13 protein-coding genes and 4 tRNA genes are annotated in these 23,434 nt (G+C 67.4%); 4 read left to right on the top strand and 13 right to left on the bottom strand.

Annotation, left to right across the window (positions count from 1 at the left end; genetic code table 11):
* Positions 1 to 79: 79 nt before the first annotated feature.
* The 10 genes from D187_RS29960 to D187_RS29915 all read right to left on the bottom strand — a co-directional run bounded on the left by D187_RS29960 (position 80) and on the right by D187_RS29915 (position 12,205).
* Positions 80 to 889 (bottom strand): ABC transporter permease, encoded by an 810-nt coding sequence (locus D187_RS29960; protein WP_002624863.1) that lies wholly within the window; start codon positions 887 to 889, stop codon positions 80 to 82.
* The gene (locus D187_RS29955) at positions 886 to 1,770 is read right to left on the bottom strand and encodes an ABC transporter permease subunit (protein WP_002624864.1); all 885 of its coding nucleotides are present in this window, start codon (positions 1,768 to 1,770) and stop codon (positions 886 to 888) included. Before D187_RS29955 ends, D187_RS29960 begins: the two co-directional genes overlap by 4 nt.
* The gene (locus D187_RS29950) at positions 1,770 to 3,467 is read right to left on the bottom strand and encodes a peptide ABC transporter substrate-binding protein (protein WP_002624865.1); all 1,698 of its coding nucleotides are present in this window, start codon (positions 3,465 to 3,467) and stop codon (positions 1,770 to 1,772) included. The genes D187_RS29955 and D187_RS29950 overlap by 1 nt, the downstream gene beginning before the upstream one ends.
* Before the next feature lie 108 nt (positions 3,468 to 3,575).
* On the bottom strand, positions 3,576 to 6,002 hold the full coding sequence (lon, locus tag D187_RS29945) for an endopeptidase La (protein ID WP_002624866.1): 2,427 nt from the start codon (positions 6,000 to 6,002) through the stop codon (positions 3,576 to 3,578).
* A 233-nt stretch (positions 6,003 to 6,235) separates the two neighbouring features.
* A complete protein-coding gene (locus D187_RS29940) occupies positions 6,236 to 8,278 on the bottom strand; it encodes a prolyl oligopeptidase family serine peptidase (RefSeq protein ID WP_002624869.1) in 2,043 nt (680 codons plus the stop codon).
* Positions 8,279 to 8,386: 108 nt separating this feature from the next.
* Entirely contained in the window at positions 8,387 to 9,673 is a 1,287-nt protein-coding gene (clpX, locus tag D187_RS29935) for an ATP-dependent Clp protease ATP-binding subunit ClpX (RefSeq protein WP_002624871.1), read from the bottom strand.
* Between the two features lie 208 nt (positions 9,674 to 9,881).
* Positions 9,882 to 10,499, bottom strand: coding sequence for an ATP-dependent Clp endopeptidase proteolytic subunit ClpP (gene clpP, locus D187_RS29930; RefSeq protein WP_002624875.1), 618 nt, complete (start codon positions 10,497 to 10,499; stop codon positions 9,882 to 9,884).
* 38 nt (positions 10,500 to 10,537) lie between these two features.
* Positions 10,538 to 11,818, bottom strand: a complete 1,281-nt coding sequence (gene tig / locus D187_RS29925; RefSeq protein ID WP_002624877.1) for a trigger factor — start codon at positions 11,816 to 11,818, stop codon at positions 10,538 to 10,540.
* Positions 11,819 to 11,934: 116 nt separating this feature from the next.
* Positions 11,935 to 12,016 (bottom strand) — tRNA-Leu (locus D187_RS29920).
* A 116-nt stretch (positions 12,017 to 12,132) separates the two neighbouring features.
* Positions 12,133 to 12,205 (bottom strand) — tRNA-Lys (locus D187_RS29915).
* A 290-nt stretch (positions 12,206 to 12,495) separates the two neighbouring features.
* Between D187_RS29915 and bet the strand changes: the two genes are divergently transcribed.
* Positions 12,496 to 13,584 (top strand): phage recombination protein Bet, encoded by a 1,089-nt coding sequence (gene bet, locus D187_RS29910; RefSeq protein ID WP_002624880.1) that lies wholly within the window; start codon positions 12,496 to 12,498, stop codon positions 13,582 to 13,584.
* A 57-nt stretch (positions 13,585 to 13,641) separates the two neighbouring features.
* On the opposite strand, the gene D187_RS29905 is transcribed toward bet, so the two are convergent.
* The 3 genes from D187_RS29905 to D187_RS29895 all read right to left on the bottom strand — a co-directional run bounded on the left by D187_RS29905 (position 13,642) and on the right by D187_RS29895 (position 14,481).
* Positions 13,642 to 13,715, bottom strand: a tRNA-Arg gene (locus D187_RS29905).
* 20 nt (positions 13,716 to 13,735) lie between these two features.
* Positions 13,736 to 13,809, bottom strand: a tRNA-His gene (locus tag D187_RS29900).
* A gap of 294 nt (positions 13,810 to 14,103) precedes the next feature.
* Complete coding sequence (locus D187_RS29895) at positions 14,104 to 14,481, bottom strand: VOC family protein (RefSeq protein ID WP_043432046.1); 378 nt, start codon at positions 14,479 to 14,481, stop codon at positions 14,104 to 14,106.
* Between the two features lie 617 nt (positions 14,482 to 15,098).
* Between D187_RS29895 and D187_RS29890 the strand changes: the two genes are divergently transcribed.
* From D187_RS29890 to D187_RS29880, 3 genes are all read left to right on the top strand, one after another.
* The gene (locus tag D187_RS29890; RefSeq protein ID WP_002624884.1) at positions 15,099 to 15,977 is read left to right on the top strand and encodes a TauD/TfdA dioxygenase family protein; all 879 of its coding nucleotides are present in this window, start codon (positions 15,099 to 15,101) and stop codon (positions 15,975 to 15,977) included.
* Between the two features lie 61 nt (positions 15,978 to 16,038).
* The gene (locus D187_RS29885) at positions 16,039 to 21,891 is read left to right on the top strand and encodes a type I polyketide synthase (protein ID WP_002624885.1); all 5,853 of its coding nucleotides are present in this window, start codon (positions 16,039 to 16,041) and stop codon (positions 21,889 to 21,891) included.
* A gap of 115 nt (positions 21,892 to 22,006) precedes the next feature.
* Complete coding sequence (locus D187_RS29880; RefSeq protein WP_162159713.1) at positions 22,007 to 23,410, top strand: MFS transporter; 1,404 nt, start codon at positions 22,007 to 22,009, stop codon at positions 23,408 to 23,410.
* Positions 23,411 to 23,434 lie beyond the last annotated feature (24 nt).

The raw sequence follows: 23,434 nt of genomic DNA, 5'->3' as shown, positions 1-23,434 counted from the left end.
AGTTGATAGGCAACGGATGCATCCGGGCCTGGGATTCCACATTAGGCACTGCCCTTTGGAACCGCCTCCCCCCCCGGGGCTAGACGCGGCGCGTTCCCGACCCAAGTCCCTGGGAAGCAAGAGAGGCGCCAAGCACCACCAGCACCAGGAGTATCCAAGCGGGTAACACCACGCGTGCGCCTCCTTCGTAGATGAGCGCGGCATAGCTCGTGCCGAGGTAGCGGCCGAGCGACATGGGCTCCATCCGGGCGATGCCGAAGAAGCTGATGGTGGATTCGGTGAGGATCGCCGTGGGCAGGCGGCTGAGGAAGACGGCGAGCACGAAGGGGCGCAGGGCCGGCCAGAGGTGGACGCGCAGCAGGTGCCCCCTTCCCGCGCCGAGTGCCCGGGAGGCGGCGACGAATTCCTGGGCCTCCAGGGTGGCGAGCCGGTTGCGGAACATGCGCGCCGGCCCCGCCCACCCCACCAGTGCCAGCGACATCACCATCAAGCCGAAGGGGCCGAGCCCGCCCGCCTGCCCGGCATCCAGGAGGGATTGACCGGCCAGTTGCAGCACCATCACCACCAGCACGTCCGGCAGGGCGAAGAAGGCATCCACCCCGCGCAGGATCTGATGCTCCAGCCAGCCCCCGGCCGCCCGGGCGCCCATCGCCACCCCGAGCCCCACCGCCGTGGACACCGCCCCGGCCGTCAGCCCCACCACCAGGGAGACCCACAAGCCCCCGAACGCCAGCTCGCACACGCTCCGGTCGGGGTGGGAGGGGTCCATGCCCAGGGGGCAGGTGTGGGACAGGGCCTCGGGAAACATCCGGCCGGCCAGCCAGCTCGCGAGCCCCAGGCCCACGAGCAGCACGAGCCCGACCCAGGCCCTCGGGGGGACGCGGCTCATGAGGAGGCCTCCCGGGCGCGCGGGTCCACGAGCAAGCGCACGACTTCCACCGCCAGGCCGACGACGACGAGCAGCGAGGCGAACACGGTGGTGGACACGACCACGACGGCCACCTGCTTCTGCAGCACGGCGAGGACGTAGAGCTGGCCGAAGTAGGGCAGGCCGAAGACGCGCTCGGCGGCGAAGGAGCCGGCGAGCAGCGCGGTGGCCACGGGGCCCACGGCGTCCAACAGGGCGGGCAGCACGTTGGGCAGCACGTGGCGCCAGAGCACGGCGCGGGGGGACAGGCCCTTGCCGAGCGCGGTGCGCACGTAGTCGCGCGCCATTTCCGTGTCGAGCGCGTCCGCCACCAGGGTGCCCAGGAAGACGCCCGGCCACACGGAGATGACGAGCGCGGCACAGAGCTCGGGTAGCAGGTGGCCGCGCTCCACCACCTCGGGGGCGAGCAGCAGCGCGGGGATGAAGACAGGCGTGCCGAAGGCGATGGCGGGCAGCACGTCGGAGAGCACGGCGAGCCGGCCCCGGCGCCACCTCGCCCGGAGCAGCGCGTACGCCAGGGCCCACCCGAGCGCGAGCACGAGCGCCACCAGCCCCACGCCCACGCTGCCCGACAGCTTCCACGCCAGCTCATCCCCGGTGACGCCCTGGGCGCTCGTCCCCAGGCGCTCGCCGCGCACGAGCTTCTGCCACGGCCGCAGGAAGCCGAGCGGCTCGCCCAGGCCCAGGTCCCGGCGGTAGGAGGCGAGCACCTCGGGCGGCACCTGCCGCTTGGACTCGTCCTCGCTGGTGAGCGGCAGCGCGGCCATGAGGAAGTAGGACGCGAGCGCCACCACGGGAACGAGCACCAGTTGCCGGCCCAGGCGGACGAACACGGGAGACATCAGCGCGCCTCCGTGGAGGGCCCGGCCCGGCGCAGGTCGCGCAGGGACAGGAAGTTGAAGGGGTCCACGTCCACGCCGTGCAGGAAGGAGCGGACCCGGAAGTAGCGGTCCGGATGGTAGAGCGGCGCGATCACCGCCATCTCGTCGAGCAGGAGCGTCTGGGCCTGGGAGTACAGGACGCGCGCCCGGGCGATGTCGGCCTCGGCGTCGGCTTGATCCAGCAGCGACTCGAAGCGGGCCATGGGCTCGCCTCCGCGCTGCGTCTCCCAGCCCGTCTGGTGCAGACCATTGCGCTCGAAGAGGGTGAAGAAGGTGTTGGGGTGCGCGTAGTCCGCGCCCAGACGGCGCAGGTAGAGATCATAGGCCCGCGGGCCCGCGGGCGTGCGGCGGGCCACCTCGGCGGAGTAGTCCGAGCGCGCATCCAGCGTCACCTGGATGCCCACCCGGGCCAGCTGGGCGACCAGGCGCTCGGCGATGGCCGTCTCGGGCACGAAGGAATCCCCCGCCCGGTAGACGAGCCGCAGGGGCCGCTCGAGTCCGGGCACCCCGGCCAGCACCTCCCGGGCCCGCTCGGGTGCGAAGTCGGGCAGCCGCGCCGCCTCCTCGGGCGTGGCGGCACCGGGCAGCTCCGGCGGCAGCAGCTCATTTCCGGGCCGAGCCCGCGGCAACAGGCCTTTCATGAGCGCCTCGCGGTCGATCGCCTGGGAGATCGCTCGCCGCACCTCGGGCCTGTCCAGCGGCGCGCGCTCGGTGTTGAAGGCGAGGAAGTAGGTGGAGAGCAGCGGCTCGCGCTGGAGATCCGCCGGAGGCTTGCCCTGGAGCGCGAGGGCGCTGTCGACGAAGACGAAGTCCACCCGCTCCCGCTCGTAGAGGGCCGGGCCCACCTCGGACTTGAGCAGGGTGAGCACGGGGACGACCTGCTCCCCGGGGCCGAGCGGTGGAGGGAAGGCCGAGTGCGGGTTGTGCACGAGCCGCACGCGCTCGCCGGCACGGTCCCACGTCTCGACGCGGTAGGGGCCGAGCGCGAGCGGGTGTCCGTCCCGGGGTCGATCGAAGTAGTCCCGGATGCCCTCCTCGCTCCGGCCCGCGAGCACCGCCGAGGGCACGGGGAAGAAGAGGTAGACGTTGGCCAGACGCGAGAGGAAGTAGCCCCGGGGCCGGCTCAGGGTGACGCGCAGGGTGTGCACGTCCATCGCCTCGACGCCGGTGCGCGCGAGCGCGGCCTGGACCTGCTCGGCCGGGGCCCGCCGCTCCTGGAGGGCGAGCACCTCCTCGGCACCGGCGAGGTCCGCCATCTCTCCGCGCTCGCGGCCCTGGAGGGCGCGGTGCCAGCCCAAGACGAAGTCCTGGGCGGTGAGGGGCGTAGTGCCATCGGACCAGCGCACGTCCTCGCGCAGGTGGAAGGTGTAGACCTCCTGGCCCGAGTCGTTGACGGAGCGCTCCCAGCGCGCGGCGAGCCCGGGCCGCACGGAGTGGTCCGGCGCGAGCGTGGTGAGGCCGCGCTGGGTGGCGAGCATGACGGGGTAGTTGGCCCAGTTGATGGGGTCCGAGTAGCTCCAGTCGAGGGTGGTGGGCATCGCGGGGACGACCACCTTGACGCCCGGCTCGGGCTGGAAGCCACAGCGGCCGCAGCCCGCGGCCACGAGCAGCAGCGCGAGCAGCAGGGCGGAAGAAGGGGAGCGCGCGAGGGGAGCCACGGAGCCAGGGTTGTACCGCGTCGCTGGACGGGTGTGGAAAAGACCACGGGCCCCAGGAGACGAGTCCTGGAGCCCGGTGGGGACTACTCAATCTTCAGGCCAGGGCCCTTACACCGCCGCCGAGGGCTCCACGGTGACCTTGGGCGTCTCGGTCTTGCGGCCGAACTCCTCGGGCTTCTCCAGGACGAGGGCCTCGCGCAGCACGTCGTCCACGAACTCCACCGGGACGATTCTCAGCTGGGCGCGGATCTTCTTGGGGATGTCCTTGAGGTCCTTCTTGTTCGCCTTGGGGATGAGGACGGTCTTGATGCCGGCGCGGTGCGCGGCGAGCGTCTTCTCCTTGAGGCCGCCAATGGGCAGCACACGGCCGCGCAGGGTGATTTCACCCGTCATGGCCACGTCGCGGCGCACCTGGACCTTGGTGAGCGCGGACACGAGCGCGGTGCACATGGTGACACCGGCGGACGGGCCGTCCTTGGGGATGGCGCCCTCGGGCAGGTGCACGTGGATGTCGTAGTTCTCGAACATCTTGCGATCGATGCCGAACTTGTCCGCCCGCGTGCGCACGTAGGACATGGCGGCCTGGGCCGACTCCTGCATCACCTCGCCGAGCTTGCCGGTGATGATGAGCTTGCCCTTGCCGGGCATCACCGTGGCCTCGGTGGTGAGGATCTCTCCGCCCAGCTCCGTCCAGGCCAGGCCCGTGACGATGCCCACCTGATCCTCGCGCTCGGCCATGCCGTAGCGGAAGCGCGGGGTGCCCAGGTACTTCATCACCAGCTTGCGATCGACGGTGATGTCGCGCTTGCCGTTCTTGAGCACGTCCCGGGCGATCTTCCGGTACACGCCACCCACCTCACGCTCGAGCGAGCGCACGCCGGACTCGCGCGTGTAGCGGTGGATGATGGTGCGCAGGGCCTCGGCCTTGAACTCGATCTTCAGGTCCGCGACACCGTTGGCCTCCTGCTCCTTGGGCAAGAGGTAGCGCCGCGCGATGTTGAGCTTCTCCGGCTCGGTGTAGCCGGCGATGCGGATGACCTCCATGCGGTCCTGGAGGGGACCGGGGATGTTGTGCATCGTGTTCGCGGTGCAGATGAACATCACCTTGGACAGGTCGTAGTCGAGGTCCAGGTAGTGGTCGTTGAAGTTGTGGTTCTGCTCGGGGTCCAGCACCTCCAGCAGCGCCGCGCTCGGGTCGCCACGGAAGTCGGTGGACATCTTGTCGATCTCATCGAGCAGGAAGACGGGGTTGTTGCTGCCCGCCTTCTTGAGCGACTGGATGAGCTTGCCGGGCATGGCGCCGATGTACGTGCGCCGGTGGCCGCGGATCTCCGCCTCGTCGCGCACGCCGCCGAGCGACAGGCGCACGAACTTGCGGCCGGTGGCGCGGGCGATGGAGCGCGCGAGCGACGTCTTGCCGACGCCCGGAGGCCCCACGAAGCAGAGCACGGGGCCCTTGAGCTTCTTCACCAGCTGCTGCACGGCCAGGTACTCGAGGATGCGCTCCTTGGGGCGCTTGAGGCCGTAGTGGTCCTCGTTGAGCACGCGCTCGGCCTCGACGACGTCCAGACGGTCCTGGGTCTCCTCGTACCAGGGCAGGCTGATGATCCAGTCGATGTAGTTGCGCACGACAGTGGCCTCGGCGCTCATCGGGCTCATCATCCGGAGCTTCTTGAGCTCCTTCTTGACCTTGAGCGTGGCCTCCTTGCTCATGCGCTTGTTCTTGAGCTTCTCCTCGATCTCCTGGATCTCGTTCTTGAACTCGTCGCGCTCGCCCAGCTCCTTCTGAATGGCCTGCATCTGCTCATTCAGGTAGTACTCCTTCTGGGTCTTCTCCATCTGCTTCTTGACGCGCGTGCGGATCTTCTTCTCGACCTGGAGGATCTCGATCTCGCCCTGCATCAGCTCGTAGAGCTTCTCGAGCCGCTTGGCGGGGCTCTCGGTCTCGAGCAGCGCCTGCTTGTCGTTCAGCTTGAGCGACAGGTGGGCGACGATGGTGTCGGCCAGGCGCGCCGGGTCATCGATGCTCGCCACCTGCATGAGCATCTCGGGCGGGATGCGCTTGTTGAGCTTGACGAAGGCCTCGAAGACCGAGTGCACGCTGCGCACGAGCGCCTCGAGCTCCACGGACTTCTCGCTGACCTCCTCGACGTCCTCGACCTCGACCATGAAGAAGGCGTCGTTGGGCTGGAAGCGCTTGACCTTGGCGCGGCGCACGCCCTCCACGAGCACCTTCACGGTGCCATCGGGCAGGGGCAGCAGCTGGATGACGTGGCCAATGGTGCCGAAGTGGAAGATGTCCTCAGCGGTGGGGTCGTTCGTCTTCGCCTTCTTCTGGGCGGCGAGCAGGATGACGGCCTTGTCATCGGGCCCCTTGTGGGCCATCGCGTCCTTCAGCGCCGCGATGGACTTCTCGCGGCCGACGAACAGCGGCACCACCATGTGCGGGAAGACGATGATGTCCCGCAGCGGGAGGAGCGGAATCGTGCTGCCGCGCTTCTGGGCATCCTTCTTGTCGTCTCGTCCGAAGAACATGTATTCGCCACCTGCCTGCTTGCCACCCTGGGCAGCAAGCCCCTGTAAAAGTTTCCCGCGCAGACACCCAGAGTCCAGGCGGGGTGAAGCCGGCTTCTATAACACGCCGATTCTAGCGGCCGTTCCCTGGGTGAAAGATGGGGAACGTTGTCCTACGAGCAAGGGAACACCGGGCCAGCCCCGGGTGTCCGGTCGCTGGTTTGGCGGCCCCAGGGCCTTTTTTCGTCGAATGATTAAGGAGCCCATGTAACGCCCAGGGCGCTGGAGAGAAAGGCATAGAGATCCACGCTGGACTCGATGGCCTTGGCCACCTGATCCGAGCCGCCATGGCCCGCGTTGGCCTCGATGCGCAGCAAGGCGGGCGCCGGGGAGCCGGCCCCCTGCACGGCGGCCACGAACTTCCTGGCATGCAGGGGATCCACCCGGTCATCGTGATCCGCGGCCATCATCAGGAGGGAGGGGTACGCCGTGCCCGACCGCACGTGGTGGTAGGGCGAGTAGGCGTGAATCACCTGGAAATCCGAGGGGTTGTCGGCGGTGCCATACTCGGGGATCCACGTCTTGCCACTGCCGAACAAGTGGTAGCGCACCATGTCCAGCAGGGGCACCTGGCACACCACCGCGCCGTACAGCTCCGGGCGCTGGGTCATGGCGGCCCCCACCAGCAGGCCTCCGTTGCTGCCCCCGGAGATGGCCAGGCGGCCCGGGCGGGTATAGCGCTCGCGGACGAGGAACTCGGCCACCGCGTGGAAGTCATCGAAGACGTTCTGCTTGCGGTGCAGGCGGCCGGCCTCATGCCAGGCGGTGCCGTACTCCCCTCCCCCGCGCAGGTTGGCCACCGCGTACACCCCGCCCGCGTCGAGCCACGGGAAGATGCTGGCGCGGAAGGACGGCAAGAGGCTGATGTTGAAGCCGCCATAGCCGGTGAGCAGCACGGGCCGGTCGCCATCGCGCTTCAGATCCCGGCGGTGCACGAGGAACACGGGCACCCGCGTGCCGTCCTTTGAGCGGCAGAAGGCCTGCTCGACGGTGTAGCGCTCGGGCTCGAGGGGCAGGTCCACCCGGGCCCAGGTCTCCACGCGTCCGGTGGACACGGACGTCTTGTAGACCTGGGGGGGCGTGACGAAGGAGCTGAAGACGAACCACGCCTCGTCCCGGTCCTCCAGGCCATAGAGGTTGCTGGCGGCGCCCACGCCCGGCAGGGCCACGTCGCGCACGGGCTCGCCCGTAAGCGTCAGCAGGCGCACCCGAGTGGTGGCCTCCTGGAGGTACTCCAGCGCCAGGTGCCCCCCGACGATGTGGAGGCCCTGGAGCGAGGCCACGGAGTCCTCCGGGACGAGCTCCCTCCAGTCCGCGCGCCCGGGCCGCTCCGGTTCCACCCGGAAGACGCGCTGGCGCGGCGCGCCCTCGTCGGTGAGGACGTAGAAGGTGTCACGCCAGACGTCGAGCGAGTACTTCGCCCCCTCGCCCTTCACGAGCAGGCGGAAGTCCTTCTCCCCCACCCGCTTCCACCAGATGTCGTTCTCGCTCCAGCCGCGGGTGACGTAGACGAAGAGGTACTGGCCATCCCGGCTGACGTGGCCACTGAGGAACGTCTTGGGGTCGCCGGTGCGCGGGTGCACCACGGGGTCCGCGTCCGGAGGAGTGCCCAGGCGGTGCAGGCGCAGCTCGGTGTAGCCGGGCCGCTCGGCCACGGGGATGGAGGGGTCCGTGGGCAGCCACTCGTAGTAGAAGGACGCGTTGTCCGGCGTCCAGCTCGGCGAGGCGTACTTGGCCCCGGGGATGACGTCCACCTCGCTCCACGTGCCCGAGTCCACGTCCAGCACATGGAGGATGGCTTCGTCCGCGGCGTTGGGCTTGCGGGTGAAGGCCAGCTTGCGCCCATCCCACGAGGGCGACCACAGGCCGAGCGACACCGTGCCGTCCGCGCTCCAGGTGTTGGGATCCAGCAACACCCGCTCCTCGCCCTTCTCGCCCTCGCGCCAGTAGAGGACGGCCTTCTCCTTGTCCTTGTGGGTGCGGACATAGAAGTAGCGCTCGCCGCGCACGGCGGGCGCGGACACGGACTCCACGTAGAAGAGCTCGGTGAAGCGCCGGCGCAGGGCGTCGCGGCCGGGCGCCCGGGCGAGGTGCTCGCGGGTGAAGGCATCCTGGGCGCGCATCCACGCCTGGACCTCCGGGGAGCGCTCGTCCTCCAACCAGCGGTAGGGGTCGGGCACCGGCACGCCGTGCAGGGTGTCCACCACCGCCTCGGTCCTCGTGGGCGGGTAGTTCATTCCGGGCGAGTCTCCTTCCAGTGACGGCGCGGGCAAGACAACGCCCCCGGCTCTCCCACGCGAGCGCGTGGGAGGGGCGGGGGCGTTCGGGGAGTCACGAGGACTCCGTCAGGCGCTTTCCTTCTTCGGCTCGGACTCCTTCTCCTTGTTGTCCTGGGAGTGGAGCACTACCGGCTCGCTCTTCTTGAGGATGACCTCCTCGGAGATGACGACCTCGCGGGCCGTCTTGCGCGAGGGCAGCTCGTACATGACGTCCAGCATGGCCGTCTCCAGGATGGAGCGCAGGCCGCGGGCGCCCGCCTTGCGGCGGATGGCCTCGGAGGAGATGGCCTTGAGCGCCCCGTCCGTGAACTTCAGCGAGATGCCGTCCAGATCGAAGAGCTTCTTGTACTGCTTGGTCAGCGCGTTCTTCGGCTGGCTGAGGATGTTGACGAGCGCCGGCTCATCCAGCTCCTCGAGCGCCGTGACGATGGGCAGGCGGCCGATGAACTCCGGAATCATGCCGAACTTGAGCAGATCCTCCGGCTCCACGTGCTTGAGCAGCTCGGTGAGGTTGCGCTGGCGCTTGGACTGGATGTCCGCGCCGAAGCCGAGGCTGCGCCCGCCCAGGCGCCGCTCGATCACCTGCTCCAGGCCGCCGAAGGCGCCGCCGCAGATGAAGAGGATGTTCGTCGTGTCCACCTGCAGGAACTCCTGCTGCGGGTGCTTGCGGCCCCCCTTGGGCGGCACGTTGGCGATGGTGCCCTCGATGATCTTCAAGAGCGCCTGCTGCACGCCCTCGCCCGACACGTCGCGGGTGATGGAGGGGTTCTCCGACTTGCGCGCGATCTTGTCGATCTCGTCGATGTAGACGATGCCGCGCTGGGCGCGCTCGATGTCGTGGTCGGCCGCCTGCAGCAGGTTGACGATGATGTTCTCGACGTCCTCGCCCACGTAGCCGGCCTCGGTGAGGCACGTGGCGTCGGCGATGGTGAAGGGCACGTTGAGGATGCGCGCGAGCGTCTGGGCGAGCAGCGTCTTGCCGCTACCGGTGGGGCCGAGCAGGAGGATGTTGCTCTTCTGCAGCTCCACGTCGTCCATGGCGACCTTGGACTCGATGCGCTTGTAGTGGTTGTGCACCGCCACGGAGAGCGCCTTCTTCGCCCGCTCCTGACCCACCACGTACTCGTCGAGGATGGCCTTGATCTCACTGGGCCGCGGGATGCGCAGCTTCGTGTCCTTGGTCTCCTCGCGGTCGATCTCCTCCGCGATGATGTCGTTGCACAGGCCGATGCACTCGTCGCAGATGTAGACCGTCGGCCCGGCGATGAGCTTCTTCACCTCTTTCTGCGACTTGCCGCAGAACGAACAGCAGAGGGATTGGTTGTCTCGCTTCTCCACGTTCTTGCCCGCCATGTAAGCCCTCGCTGCAAACCGCCTGGAGGTGCGCTCTCACCGACCAGCCCGCTCCCCCTGCCCACGACCAATCTAGTCAGTCCCCCGGGGGGGCGTCCACGCACCTGTGGGATACTTAACGCCCTCGAACCGCTGGCGCCGGAAACAAAAGCCGGAGACGCGGTACGTCATTCCCGCGGCTCCGGCTCGTGACTGCCTGGAAGGAGTCCTACTTGCGCTCGCCCGTGGGCAGGGGGATCTTCCGAGGGTTCTGCACCTCGTCGAGGATGCCGTAGGCCTTGGCCTCGGCGGCGCCCATGAAGTAGTCGCGATCCGTGTCCTTTTCGACACGCTCGATGGGCTGCCCCGTGTGCTTGACGATGAGCTCGTTGAGCTTGGCGCGCATCCGGAGGATTTCCTTGGCCTGGATCTCGATGTCCGTGGCCTGGCCGCGCACCCCGCCCAGGGGCTGGTGGATCATGATGCGCGAGCTGGGCAGGGCGTAGCGCTTGCCCTTCGCCCCGGCGAGCAGGAGCACGGCGCCCATGGAGGCCGCCTGGCCCACGCAGATGGTGGACACGTTGGGCTTCACGTACTGCATCGTGTCGTAGATGGCGAGACCCGCCGTCACCGACCCGCCGGGCGAGTTGATGTAGAGGTTGATGTCCTTGTCCGGGTCCTCGGACTCGAGGAACAAGAGCTGGGAGACGATGACGTTGGCGACGTCATCGTCGATCTCCGTCCCCAGCATGACGATCCGGTCCTTCAGGAGCCGGCTGTAGATGTCGTACGAGCGCTCTCCGCGGTGGGTCTGCTCGATGACATAGGGAACGGGCATGAAGGGCATGGCAACCTCGGGAAGGAGAGCGTGGAACGAAAAGACGCCTAGGAATACTTCGCCTGGCCCTTGAGGAATTCAATCGTCTTTTCTTCGCGGAGTCGCAGGCTCAACCCCTGCCGCTCCTCGGGCCCCTTGAAGTACTTGCGGACGACGTCGATGGACTGGTTGGCCTCCTTGGCCAGCTCGGCGATCTTCTTCTCCACGTCCTCGTCGGTCGTCTTGAGGTTCTCCTTGAGCGCGATGGACTCGAAGAGCAGCGCCCCGCGCACCTCCTGGAGGGCCTCCTCGCGCAGCTCCTCGCGCAGCCGGGCGAAGTCCAGGTTGAGCCGGCGCGGATCCATGCCCATGCGCGCCATGGCGCGCAGCCGCTGCTCGAGCATCTGATCGATGGTGCGCTCCACCATGGACTTGGGCACCTCGAACGCGTTGCGCTCGACGAGCGCCTTGATGAGGGCCGCGCGCTCCTCGCCCAGCACCCGGTTCTTCTTGTTGAGCTCCAGGTCGGAGCGGATCTTCGCGCGCAGCTCCGCGAGCGACTGCGTCTCACCGGCCTCCTTGGCGAAGTCGTCGTTGAGCTCGGGGACGATCTTCTTCTTGAGCCCCTTCACGTGGAACTTGAAGTGGGCCGTCTTGCCCTTCACGTCCTCGACGCGGTAGTCGGCCGGGAAGGTGTAGTCCAGCTCCCGGGTCTCACCCACCTTGGCGCCCTCGAGCGCCGCCACGTTGGACTCCACCAGCTCACCGGGCGCCAGCTCCACGGTCACGCCCTCGGCCTTGCTGCCGGGGAACTCCTTGCCGTCCACGAGCGCCTCGTAGTCGACGGTGGCGAAGTCGCCCGCCTGCGCGACGTCCCGGCCCTCGACCGCATCGAGCCGCGCCATGTTCTGGCGCAGCTGCTCCAGGCGCTCGTCCACCTCGGCGTCCGTCACCTGGGAGTCCACGCGCGTGAGCGGCAGGCCCTGGTAGTCCTTGGCCTCCACCTGGGGCTTGACCTCGACACGGGCCTCGAAGGTGAAAGGGGCGTTGGTCTTCAGGCCCGAGTTGTTCGTCACCTGGGGAGGAGCCACCGCCTCCACCTTGTGGTCCCGCACGGCCTCCAGCCAGGCGCTCTGCACCACGCGCTGGATGACGTCGTCCTCCACCCGCTCCCGGAAGCGCTGCTCGAGGATGCGCCGGGGCACCTTGCCCTGCCGGAAGCCGGGCAACTTCACCTGCTTGCCCAGGGCGGAGTACGCGCGGGTGAGTTCCTCGGCCACGCGGGCGGTGTCGACCTCGATGGAGAGCTTCTTCTCGATGGGAGAGAGCTCCTCGACCTGGACCTTCATGTGATGCCTCGCTCGCGCCGGCTCCCGGAGGGCGCCGACGTGTCGGATGGGTGAAGAGATGTGGGGGTCCGCGTTTAGGAGATAGGACAGGCCCGGTCAACGCGAAAGGGCCAGAGTGGGCGAGGAGGGACTCGAACCCTCACACCTTGCGATACCAGATCCTAAGTCTGGCGCGTCTACCAGTTCCGCCACCCGCCCGGGTGCGCTGCCCTGCCCCCGCTCCGGCCAACAGCCCGGAGCCCGGCACCGGCCATCCAGGGAGCGGGAAAAAGAAACGGGGCTCCCTCATCTCTGAGGGAGCCCCGTCGTGTCGTTGAGAGCGGAGGGAATCGAACCCACAACCTATGGATTAAGAGTCCATTGCTCTACCAATTGAGCTACGCTCCCGACCTTCCTGCTTGCGTCGCCGAGCGGTTCGTCACCGCGCGTTGACGGGGACGGCTTGTACGTTTCCACGCCGCCCACGTCAAACTCTTTTTTCGCACCCGTTTTCGCCTCCCCTGCACGCCCGCCCGAGCCTCCCGCGCTCCCCTGTCCGCCCTCCGGCCGCCCTCGGAGGGGGTCTGAACATCCGTTCAGCCGGACGGATAGAATGACCTTGCTACAGGGTTGAATCAGTCCCGAGCGCGGGCGGACGGTGGTCGTCCGCCCTTTTCGAAGGCGGAGAAGAAGCGGAAATGGAAGCGCACAACAAGGTGGATACGACGGCCGGACAGTGGAACCCCGAGCGCGTGGAGCTCATCCGGCGGACCATCTGCCCCCGAGGCATCGGGGACGACGAGTTCGCCCTCTTCATTGAACAGTGCAAGCGCTCCGGGTTGGACCCGTTGCTCAAGGAGGCCTTCTGCGTGGCCCGGCGACAGAACGTGGGGAACCGGGAGCGGCCCAACTGGGTGGCCCGGCACGAGTTCCAGCCCTCCGAGGCGGGGATGCTGGCGCGCGCCGAGCGCTTCCCGGACTTCCGCGGCATCCAGGCGAGCGCGGTGTACGCCGAGGATGAGATCATCGTGGATCAGGGCAAGGGCGAGGTGGTGCACCGCTTCAACCCGGCCAAGCGCAAGGGCAGCCTGGTAGGCGCCTGGGCGCGCGTGGTGCGCGACGCGAAGCTGCCCGTGGTGGTGTGGCTGGACTTCGCGGGCTACGTGCAGCAGACGCCCCTGTGGTCGAAGATTCCCACGACGATGATCGAGAAGTGCGCGCGCGTGGCGGCGCTGCGCAAGGCGTACCCCGAGGCCTTCGGCGGCCTGTACGTGCGCGAGGAGATGCCGGCCGAGGAGTTCGACGCCCCGAGCGAGCCCACCGCCCCGGCGGCACCGGCCAACTACGAGGTGCTCGGCACGCGGCCCGGTCCGGTCAAGGCGTCCTTCCCCTCCTCCGCGCGCGAGGTGCGCGAGGAGAAGGAGCCAGCGCCCGCGCCGGTGGTGGAGCTGGCCAAGGAGAAGGAGCCCACGCGTGAGCCCGAGCCCACGCCGGAGCCCGTGAAGGCCCGCCCGGCCCCGGCCGCCGAGCAGGCGAGCACGAACGAGGCCCCGCCCGCGAAGCTCAAGAGCGCGTCGGTGGTGGTGGCGTTCGGCAACAACAAGGGGAAGATGGCCTCGGAGCTCAGCGACGAGGAGCTCGCCGAGACCATCGATCTGGCGCACGAGAAGCTGATGGAGCAGCCCAAGGCGAAGTGGGCCCGGGCGATGCGCGAGAACCTCGCGGCGCTGGAGATCGAGGCGGAGCTGCGCTGCCGCGTTCCGGCGGCGAACGACGCCAAGGCCTGAAGTGGAAGTGAAGGAGTCCCCGGCGGCGGCGGCACCCTCGACGAGGGGGTGCTGCTGTGCGCCCAGAGGGACTTGAACCCCCAACCCTCGGCTTCGAAGGCCGATGCTCTATCCAGTTGAGCTATAGGCGCGGGAAAGAGGGTTTCAGGTGGGCGGCCAACCGGGATCGAACCGGTAACCTCAGGAGTCACAGTCCTGCGCTCTAACCAGTTGAGCTATGGCCGCCGTCACGGGCGAAAACCGTGCTGAAACGCGGGGCTTCCCTACCGTGGAAAACGGCCGGACACAAGCCCTTTGTCGCGCGGGCCTGCTCGGCCCTGGTCGCCCGGAGTGGGAACGAGGGCGCCAGCCACGCCGTCAGGCCCTCCTTCCGGGAGCCGGATGGCGAACCTCCGTCGGCGATCCCATCCGCCCCCTGACGACCCGCCCCCTGGAGCCGGTCGGCCCACGGCCCCAACAACCAGGAGCGGTGTGTCCGTCATCCTCCGCCACTCCGGAGCGCCCCTTCAGGACCGCGGCTCATGACTCGTGGCAGACCACCTCGAGCTTGTGCCCATCCGGATCCCGGATGAACGCCGCGTAGTACCCCGCCCCGTAATGTGGGCGCAGTCCCGGCGCCCCCTCGTCGGCTGCCCCCATGCGAAGCGCCACGGCATGAAAGGTATCGACCGCCTGCCTGCTGGAGGCCGTGAGGGCGAGGTGCCACCCCGCGCCAGGAGCCCTCGCCTGAGCGCCCACCTCGAAGATGGCGAACACGCCGACTCCTCCTTCCCTCCCGTACTCGATGCCGTGGTCACCCGACCAGAGGCGCACGCAGCCGAGAGGAAGAAGAACCGCATCATAGAACGCACGCGCTCGCGCGAGGTCGGTAGTTCCCAACGAGATATGATCAATCATAGGCGGGGCGCGGACCCTACCCCTCGCTCGCGCGCCAAGTCAAAACACTTGTCATGCCCACGCGGCCTCCAGCAGGCACGCATACAACCCCTGCGACCCATCGCCCGGTCCACATCCGCGGAATGAGACACTTCGCCCTGTGACGCCGTTGCGCAGCCCGGACTGCAACCTGCGGACCGTGGAGCGAGACGCGCGAACAGCGCTCCCCATCACAATCGGCTCCCGCGACGTCTGATTGGATGATCGACGCGGTGAGCCGGGATACGCCCGGACAGGAAGGCATGATGCCTGTGCAAATGAAGCAGCCCTTTGCCCTTGGGGGGAGACTGAAAAGTGGTGGGGAGATTGAAAGGAGAAGAAGAACCTCCGTTTTTTTCTCCCTCGGCCCCTCGGTCCCTCGGCACACAACCGTCACGCCCCGGCTGTCTCGATGACACCGGGGCCCCCTTGCCATCACGAGCGGAGCCACTACTCTCCGTAAGCCAAGCTCAGTCCATCAGTGGACAGGGATTGATTTTTCTTCCAACCAGCACTTCTGCCTCCCCGGTGAGGACCAGTTCTCCGCCTCCGCCGAGGCAAGACTCTTTTGAATTCCCATCCCCCATCTGGAGGCTCTCGTGACGCTCAAGAGCGAGCAATTCGGAACCAGCTGCGCCAGGATCGTCTACAGCGACGGTCACAAGGACATCTTCAAACTTCCATATGAAGACGTCATCGAACTCTTCAAATCCGCGGGTCTTGTCATCTTTCGCGGATTCGCAACAAGCCCACAGGTCATGAAGGAATTCGCGGGACGGTTCAGCTCGCGATTCAATCGAGACCGGTTGCGCCCCGTCGTGGAAGGAAGCAACGGTTTCGTGCAGATGGTGACGGAGGGAATGGGCTATGTGGAGCCGCACGCCGAGCAGGCCAACTCCCCCTTCCGGCCCGATGCGCTCTGGTTCTGCTGCAGTGTCCCAGCCGCCGAGGGAGGTGAAACCCTCGCGTGGGACGGAGTCCGTCTCTGGGAGAAACTCAGCCCGGATCTGAAGCAGCTCTTCCGCCAGAAGAAGCTTCGTTTCTTTCAGCGCTATACCGCCGAGAAATGGCAACGGTTCATGGGCACCGCCCAGGCCACCCTCTCCGATGTCCAGCGCACGTTGGACGGCGTCCCAGGGGTCTCGTATTACGTCAGCGACGACGAATCCATCTACCTCGAGTATGTCTGCCCGGCCGTGGTGCGGACGCGGTATGGCGACCAGGAGGCCTTCGCGAACAGTCTGCTCTCCGAGCGCAAGAATACCCTGGGCGAGTTGATGTCGTTCGATGATGGCTCACAGATTCCGGAGCCCGTTGTCTCGCGAATCCAAGAAGCCATGGAGGATCTCACCGAATCCATCTCCTGGCATCCGGGCGACCTGGCGTTCATCGACAACTCCAGGTACCTGCACGGCAGGAATGCCTATACGGATCCCCGGCGGAAGATCTTCTCGAGCTTGAGCTTCCTCAATTTCTGAGAGCCGGCGTCGCGACCTCCCCCTGCGTATCACCGACAGCGTCGTTGAAGGAGCTCACGCCATGGCTTCATCTGAAGAATCCGACAAGAACCTGTCCGGAGTCGCCATCGTGGGGATGGCGGGTCGTTTTCCGGGGTGCGGCGACATCGACTCGTTCTGGCAGGCCCTCCGCGAGGGGACTGAAACGATCTCCGTCCTCACGGACGAGGAGTTGAGGGCCCTGGGCATCGAGCCCGCCCTGCTGGACAACCCCAGCTACGTGAAGGCGAAGGGAGTCCTCGAGGACGCGGACCTCTTCGACGCGGCGTTCTTCGGACTCAGCCCCCGGGAAGCCGAAGTCACGGATCCCCAACATCGGGTCTTCCTGGAAACGGCTTGGACGGCGCTGGAGCACGCGGGCTACAACCCGGAGACCTATCCGGGCACGATCGGTGTCTACGCGGGCGCGGGATGGACGAGCTACCTGCTGTTCAACCTGGCGACCCACCCGAAGCTCCTGGAACCCGGAGTCGGGCACCAGACGCTCCTGGGCAACGACAAGGACAACCTGGCGACGCGCGTCTCCTACAAGCTGAACCTCAAGGGACCCAGCCTCACGATTCAAACAGGTTGCTCGACGTCGTTGGTCGCGACGGTCATGGGCTACCATGCACTGCTGAGCTACCAGTGCGACATGGCGCTGGCCGGCGGCGTGTCGATCTCCGTCCCGCAGGGCGGCTACCTCCATCAGACCGGTAGCATCTTCTCCCCCGATGGGCACTGCCGCGCGTTCGATGCCCGAGCCCAGGGCACCGTCATCGGAAGCGGCGCGGGGGTCGTCATCCTGAAACGGCTGGAGGATGCCCTCGCGGACCGGGACCGCATCTACGCGGTCATCCGGGGAGCGGCCGTCAACAACGACGGCGCACTCAAGGCCGGGTACACGGCTCCGAGCATCGAGGGCCAGGCCCGCGCCATCCTCGAGGCCCACGCGACGGCCGACATCGAGGCCCGCAGCATCACCTATGTCGAAGCCCATGGGACGGGCACCACCCTGGGAGACCCCATCGAGGTCGCCGCGCTGACCCAGGCGTTTCGTGCGAGCACCGGGGAGAAGTCCTTCTGCGCTCTCGGCTCCGTGAAGACCAACATCGGGCATCTGGATGCCGCCGCGGGCATCGCGGGTCTCATCAAGACCGTTCTCGCGCTCCAGCACCGGCAGCTCCCACCGAGCCTGCACTTCGAGAACCCCAACCCCCAGATAGACTTCGCCAACACGCCCTTCTACGTCAACACCTCCCTCTCGGAGTGGAAGGCCCATGAGACGCCCCGGCGAGCCGGCGTCAGCGCCTTCGGCCTCGGAGGCACCAACGCCCATGTGCTCCTGGAGGAAAGCCCCCCCAGGCCGGGCACGGGAACCACGGCGACGGCGAAGCTGCTCGTGCTCTCCGCGAGGTCACCCGACGCACTGGAGAAGGCGACGACGAACCTGGCCCACCACCTCGAGCAGCACCGGGAGCTGGAGCTGGCGGACGTGGCCTTTACCCTCCAGACAGGCCGCAAGGCCTTCGCGCATCGCCGAGTCCTCGTGAGCGATGGCCTCGATGATGCCGTGGCCGCGTTGACCACGCGTCCGGCCGCGCGTGTCTTCACCCGGCACACGGAACAGGATGAACGGGGCGTCGTGTTCCTGTTCAGCGGCCAGGGCACCCAGTATGTCCACATGGCACGCGGCCTCTACGAATCGGAGCCGACGTTCCGACACCATGCGGACATCTGCTTCGAGCACCTGCGCACCCGCCATGGCCTCGAGCTGCGCGAACTCCTCTATCCCTCCGAGCAACAGCGCGGGCCCAGCGCCGAACGGCTGAAACAGACGGAGAACGCACAGCCCGCGCTGTTCGTCATCGAATACGCGCTCGCGCGAATGTGGATGGCCTGGGGCGTCCCCATGCAAGCCTCCATCGGCCATAGCCTCGGAGAATATGTCGCCGCGACGCTCGCGGGCGTCTTCTCGCTGGAAGATGCGTTGACCCTCGTGGCCGCACGAGGACGGCTGATGCAGGCATGCCCCCCGGGAGCCATGCTCGCCGTTCCCCTCTCCGAACAGGAATTGCTCCCCCTGCTCGGCCCGAGCCTCTCACTGGCCTCCATCAACGGCCCCCGCTCCTGTGTGGCTTCCGGCCCTTTCGAGGCCATCGAGTCGCTCCATCGGGAACTCACCGCGCGGGAGATCGACAGCAGGTACCTCGAGACGTCCCACGCCTTCCATTCAGCCATGATGGATTCCGCATTGGAGCCGTTCGCGGAGCACTTCCGCCACGTCCAGCTCCATGCACCCCGGACGCCCTTCCTGTCCAACGTCACCGGCACCTGGATGACGCCAGCCGACGCGACGGATCCCCGCTACTGGGTCAAACACCTGCGACAAACGGTCCGCTTCGCGGACGGTCTGAACGCCCTTCTCGAGGATGCCCAATCCGTTCTCCTCGAGGTGGGACCGGGCCGGGTATTGAGCCAGCTCGCGAGGAAGCATCCCGCCTGGAGCGCGGCGAGAACCGTGCTCCACAGCCTCCCGTCCGCGCAAGACGGGGCCTGCGCGTCCAGGTCGGTCCTCGAGACCCTCGGCCAGCTCTGGCTGTCGGGTGTCGACATCGACTGGGCGGGCGTTCATGGCAGCTCCCATCCGCACCGCGTTCCCCTTCCGACCTATCCCTTCGAGCGCCAGCGGTATTGGATCGAGCCCGCCTCGCGCGACTCCACCACCGCGCCACGGCGGCAGGCACTCCACGGAGAGAGGCTGCGGCGCCAACTCGCGGAGGCCGCCCAGGCCCAGGCGCGCGAGGAGCTCGCCGGATTCGACGAGCAGAAGCACCGCCTGGACAACGAAAGCCTCGACGAGGCCAGCCTCGCCTACATGAATCTGGCGCTGCGGCGCCTCGGCGCCTTCCGCCACTCCGACGAAGCACTGACGCGAGAAGAACTCCTCGCCCGATGCCAGATCCTCCCGCGGTACGAGCAACTGCTGTCCCGCTGGTTGGAAGTCCTCGTGGAGGCCCGTCAACTCCAGCGGGATGACGCGGGACGCTACCGGGCGCTCCGTCCCTGCACCGAGGAGTCCGTTGTTCCCCTCCTGGCAAACGCCCAGGCCCGATGGAGCCACACACCGCAAGTGGTGGACCTCGTGCGGCAGTGCGGCGATGCACTGAAGGACGTCCTGCGCGGTGAGCAGACACCGGCCGAGCTCTTCTCCTTCGTCCTGGAAGGCTCGAGCGAGAAGCCCCAGACCGAATTCGGATTGCACACGCACTACACGACCATTCTGCGCCGGGGCGTGGAGTCCCTCGCCAAGAGCCTCCCCTCCTCGACGAAGCTCCGGGTGCTCGAGATTGGTGGCGGAACGGGTATCGCGACGGCCACCCTCCTGCCGCTGCTGCCCGCCGATCGAACCGAGTACACGTTCACGGATCTGACCGCGTTGTTCCTGAAACAGGCCGAACGGAAATTCAGCGCCTACCCGTTCGTGAAGTACGAACCGCTGGACATCGAGCGGCCCCCCGAGGAGCAGGGTCACCCACGCCAGGCCTTCGACGTCATCGTCGCGGTCAACGTGCTCCACGCCGTGCGAGACATCCACGTCGCGCTCGAGCACGTTCGTTCCCTCCTGGCACCGGGAGGCGTGGTGCTGATCGCCGAGTTGACACGGCCCACTCCGGACTTCGCCATCACGTACAGCCTGATGATGAATCCGGTCGAGGACCCGGAGCGGGACCAGGGCAACCCCTTCCTGACCCCCACCCAGTGGTGCTCGGTGCTCGAGGCCAATGGCTTCGTGAACGCCATCGCCGTCCCCGGCGTCGACACCCTCGGTCAGCACGTCCTGATGGCCCACGCACCGGAAGCCTCACCACTGGCCGCTCAGTCCGAAGAGAACCAGGCCGTGTGTCCGGCATTCACCTGTCCGGTGCCCTCGGCGGCCCCGAAGGCCGAACAAGCCCCGACCACCGGGCTGACCAAGAAGGCAGACATCGCCGACTGGTTCTCTGTCCCCTCGTGGAAGCGCTCGTCCCGCCGGCCGATCCCGGATGGAGCGCGAGAGGAGTCGACTCCGGAGCATTGGCTCCTCTTCGTCAACGGAGACCGGGAGCGCCACCTGTTGGCGGAGCGGCTCGAGCGGCGGGGACAACATGTCGTCACCGTGAAGGCCGGCGCGGGCTTCCGCCAGGATGGGCCCAACCAGTTCACCCTCGACGCGGAACATCCCGACGACTACGACGCGCTCTTGCGCGAGTTGCAGGCCCAGGGCCTTCGCCCCAGCGCCATCGTCCATGCATGGAGCCTGTCCCGTCCGGAGGAGGACGAGCTGACGCTCGCCTCGGTGGAAGAAGCACGAAAGCTCGGGCTCGACAGTGTGCTCCACCTCGCGAGGTCCTTCGGGTCCCTGGGGATGACGGATCCGGTCCGGCTCTGGATGGTCACCAACGACATGCAGGACGTGCTCGGAGAGGAGATCTCCCCCGCGAAGGCCCTGCTCCTCGCGCCCTGCAAGGTCATCCCCCTGGAGTACCCGAACATCCAGTGCTTCAGCGTGGACATCTCCCTCGCGTCCCGAGGGCCCCGGGACGGGGAGCCCCTGGAGCAGCTCATGGAGGAGCTGCGGAGCGGCTCGTCCGACCCCGTCGTCGCCTACCGTCACGGCCATCGCTGGGTACGAACGACCGAGCCGGTCCGGATGGAACAAGCCCCTGCGAGCGCGAGTCCTCTCAAGCAGGGGGGCACCTATCTCATCACCGGTGGACTGGGGAAGGTGGGATTGACGCTGGCCGACTACCTGGCGAGGACCTACCAGGCCAGGCTCGTGTTGCTCCAGCGAACGCCGCTTCCCGCTCCCGGTGAATGGGACGCATGGCTGCGGTCCCATCCCACCGAGGATCCGACCAGCCGGCTCCTGAGAAACGTGCGTGAGCTCGAGGCGCGGGGCTCCGAGGTCATGGTCCTGAGCGCGGATGTCTCCCATCTCGAGCAGATGCGAGCCGCGGTCGCGCGGGCCACCACGCGCTTCGGACGCATCGACGGCGTCATTCATTCCGCGGGTGTCCTGGGCGACGGAGGCATTCAGCACAAGACCCAACCCGAGCTGCTTCGGGTCCTCGCCCCCAAGGTCACCGGAACGCTCGTCCTCGACACGATCTTCAAGGACAATCCACCCGACTTCCTCGTGCTGTTCTCCTCCCTGTCGTCGCTCGAGCCGGGCTTCGGGCAGGTGGCCTACTCGGCGGCCAACAACTTCCTCGATGCCTTCGTCTCCAGCCGGGCGGCGCGCCGCTACCCGCACGTGGCGTGCATCAACTGGGATGTCTGGCGGGGAGAGGGCATGGCCTATGACGCGAAGGCGCCGCGGGCCCTCCAGAAGCTGAAGGAAGAGGACTTCCGCCAGCGCGGCATCCTCCCCGAGGAGGGCGTGGAGGTCTTCCGCCGCGTGATGGGATGCCGCCTGCCCCAGGTTCTGGTCTCGACGTCCAACTACCTCGACATGTTGAAACAAGAGGGCCGGGACCTCTCACAGCTCTACATCGAGACGCTCCGGGAGACGAACGCGTCCATGCCGGGCCATGCCCGTCCCCAACTGGGCAATGCCTACGAGCCTCCCGAGGGCGAAACCGAGAAAACCCTCGCCGACATCTGGCAGGAACTGCTTGGCATCCAGGGAATCGGCGCGACCGACAACTTCTTCGACCTCGGTGGAGACTCGTTGATTGGCACACAGCTGCTTTCACGGGTCAGGAAGAGCTTCGGGGTCAAGCTCTCCACGAAGAGCATCTACGGCCATCCAACGATCCGGAGTCTGTCCTCCGCCATCGACGAAGCGCTCGTGGGCGAAGTGAGCGCGGAGAAGCTCACCGAGGTGCTGAAGAACCTCGATCGGAAGGAATGAACCGACGGCGAGCTCGAGCGTTGTCCTCTCCGCGGCGCTGTGACGCACGATGGATTCCATCGCCTCGCACCCTTGTTTGACATGGGTGCGGTGGCGAGGTGTCGAGGGAAACCTGGTGAAATCCAACTCCATGATCGAGCCGCTTGGCGCTCCCGAGGAGCCGATGCGGCGGGAGCCCACCCGGACGGGCACGAGGACGTTCGTCCTCGTGTACCTCACGCAACTCATTTCCCTCCTGGGCTCGCAACTCACGGCATTCGGCCTCGGCCTCTGGGTCTATCAACGCACGGGCTCCACGACGGCCTATGGCGCGGTGGCCCTGGCCACGCTCGCTCCGGGAGTACTCGCCGCGCCCTTCGCGGGCGTTCTCGTTGACCACTCCGCGCGCAAGGCCATGCTCGCGGGACACGTGGGCGCCGGCCTGTGCTCCCTCGCGCTCGCCCTGCTCGTCCAAGCCGATGCCCCGCGGCTCTGGCTGATCCTGGCGCTCGTGGCACTCGCCTCGATCTGCAACTCCGTACAGTTTCCGGGCCTCTCCTCCGTGAGTCCCCGGCTCATCCCCCCGGAGCAGCTCGGACGGGCCAATGGCGCGGTGCACCTCGGCACGGCCGTTGGCCAGCTCGTCGCGCCAGCCGCCGCGACGACGATCCTGGCGGCGGGTAGCCTCTGGACGATCCTGCTCATCGATGCCCTCTCGTTCCTCGTCGCGAGCACGATGCTTCTCGTCATCCATATCCCTCCCGCCCAGGGGGCCGCGACCACCCGCGTTCATTGGCGGGGCGTCTTCGCGGACGCGAAAGGTGGCTGGCAATACCTCCGCGGGCGAAGGGGCTTCATCTGGTTGCTCGCGCTCTTCGCGCTCATGAACTTCACCCTGGGAATCGCCCAGGTCCTCGTGACGCCCTTCGTGCTCGGCTTCAACGACATGCACGTACTCGGCGGGGTCATGTCCTTCGCGGGCCTGGGGATGGTCACCGGAAGCGTGCTCCTCCTGGTGTGGGGAGGACCACGGCGTGGACGGATTCGCGCCGTGCTCTGCTTCGCGCTCGTCGAGAGCGTGTCGTTGCTGCTGCTCGGCGTGCTGCGCCCGTCGGCGTTCCTCGTCGCGGCATGTGCCTTCGGTGTGCTCTTCGCCACCCCGCTCGTCGTCGGCTGTGGGCAGACGATCTGGCAACGCAAGATTCCCGCGGCGCTCCAGGGACGGGTCTTCGGAATCCGCTTCCTGGTCGCGCAAGGGGTCCTTCCCCTCGCGTTCCTGCTCGCGGGACCCCTGGCGGACCACGTCTTCGAGCCGCTCATGAGGCACGAAGGGCCCCTGTCCACCAGTGTCGGTGCGGTGCTGGGAACGGGACCTGGCCGAGGGATCGCCCTGCTCTTCGTCGTCCTGGGACTGCTGTCGATTCTGGGAGTCCTGCTCGCCGCCACGTCCCCACGGCTCAGGCGCCTCGAGGAAGAGATACCCGACAACGACATCACCGGCCGTCGAACCTCCGCTGAACTGGCTGAATGCTCACCCTAGCAGTACCCGGTGAATCAAGAAGTG

Origin of the sequence: Cystobacter fuscus DSM 2262, assembly GCF_000335475.2 — a bacterium.
GTDB classification, from domain to species: Bacteria; Myxococcota; Myxococcia; order Myxococcales; family Myxococcaceae; genus Cystobacter; species Cystobacter fuscus.
The sequence above is the reverse complement of the archived record's forward strand: the minus strand, read 5'-3'. Positions and strand labels throughout refer to the sequence as shown.

Bases quoted from the DNA above. Each gene is read 5' to 3' on its own strand.
- D187_RS29895 (WP_043432046.1), bottom strand. From the start codon at position 14,481: ATGATTGATCATATCTCGTTGGGAACTACCGACCTCGCGCGAGCGCGT.
- clpP (WP_002624875.1), bottom strand. From the start codon at position 10,499: ATGCCCTTCATGCCCGTTCCCTATGTCATCGAGCAGACCCACCGCGGA.
- D187_RS29955 (WP_002624864.1), bottom strand. From the start codon at position 1,770: ATGTCTCCCGTGTTCGTCCGCCTGGGCCGGCAACTGGTGCTCGTTCCC.
- bet (WP_002624880.1), top strand. From the start codon at position 12,496: ATGGAAGCGCACAACAAGGTGGATACGACGGCCGGACAGTGGAACCCC.
- D187_RS29940 (WP_002624869.1), bottom strand. From the start codon at position 8,278: ATGAACTACCCGCCCACGAGGACCGAGGCGGTGGTGGACACCCTGCAC.
- D187_RS29960 (WP_002624863.1), bottom strand. From the start codon at position 889: ATGAGCCGCGTCCCCCCGAGGGCCTGGGTCGGGCTCGTGCTGCTCGTG.
- clpX (WP_002624871.1), bottom strand. From the start codon at position 9,673: ATGGCGGGCAAGAACGTGGAGAAGCGAGACAACCAATCCCTCTGCTGT.
- D187_RS29885 (WP_002624885.1), top strand. From the start codon at position 16,039: ATGGCTTCATCTGAAGAATCCGACAAGAACCTGTCCGGAGTCGCCATC.
- tig (WP_002624877.1), bottom strand. From the start codon at position 11,818: ATGAAGGTCCAGGTCGAGGAGCTCTCTCCCATCGAGAAGAAGCTCTCC.
- lon (WP_002624866.1), bottom strand. From the start codon at position 6,002: ATGTTCTTCGGACGAGACGACAAGAAGGATGCCCAGAAGCGCGGCAGC.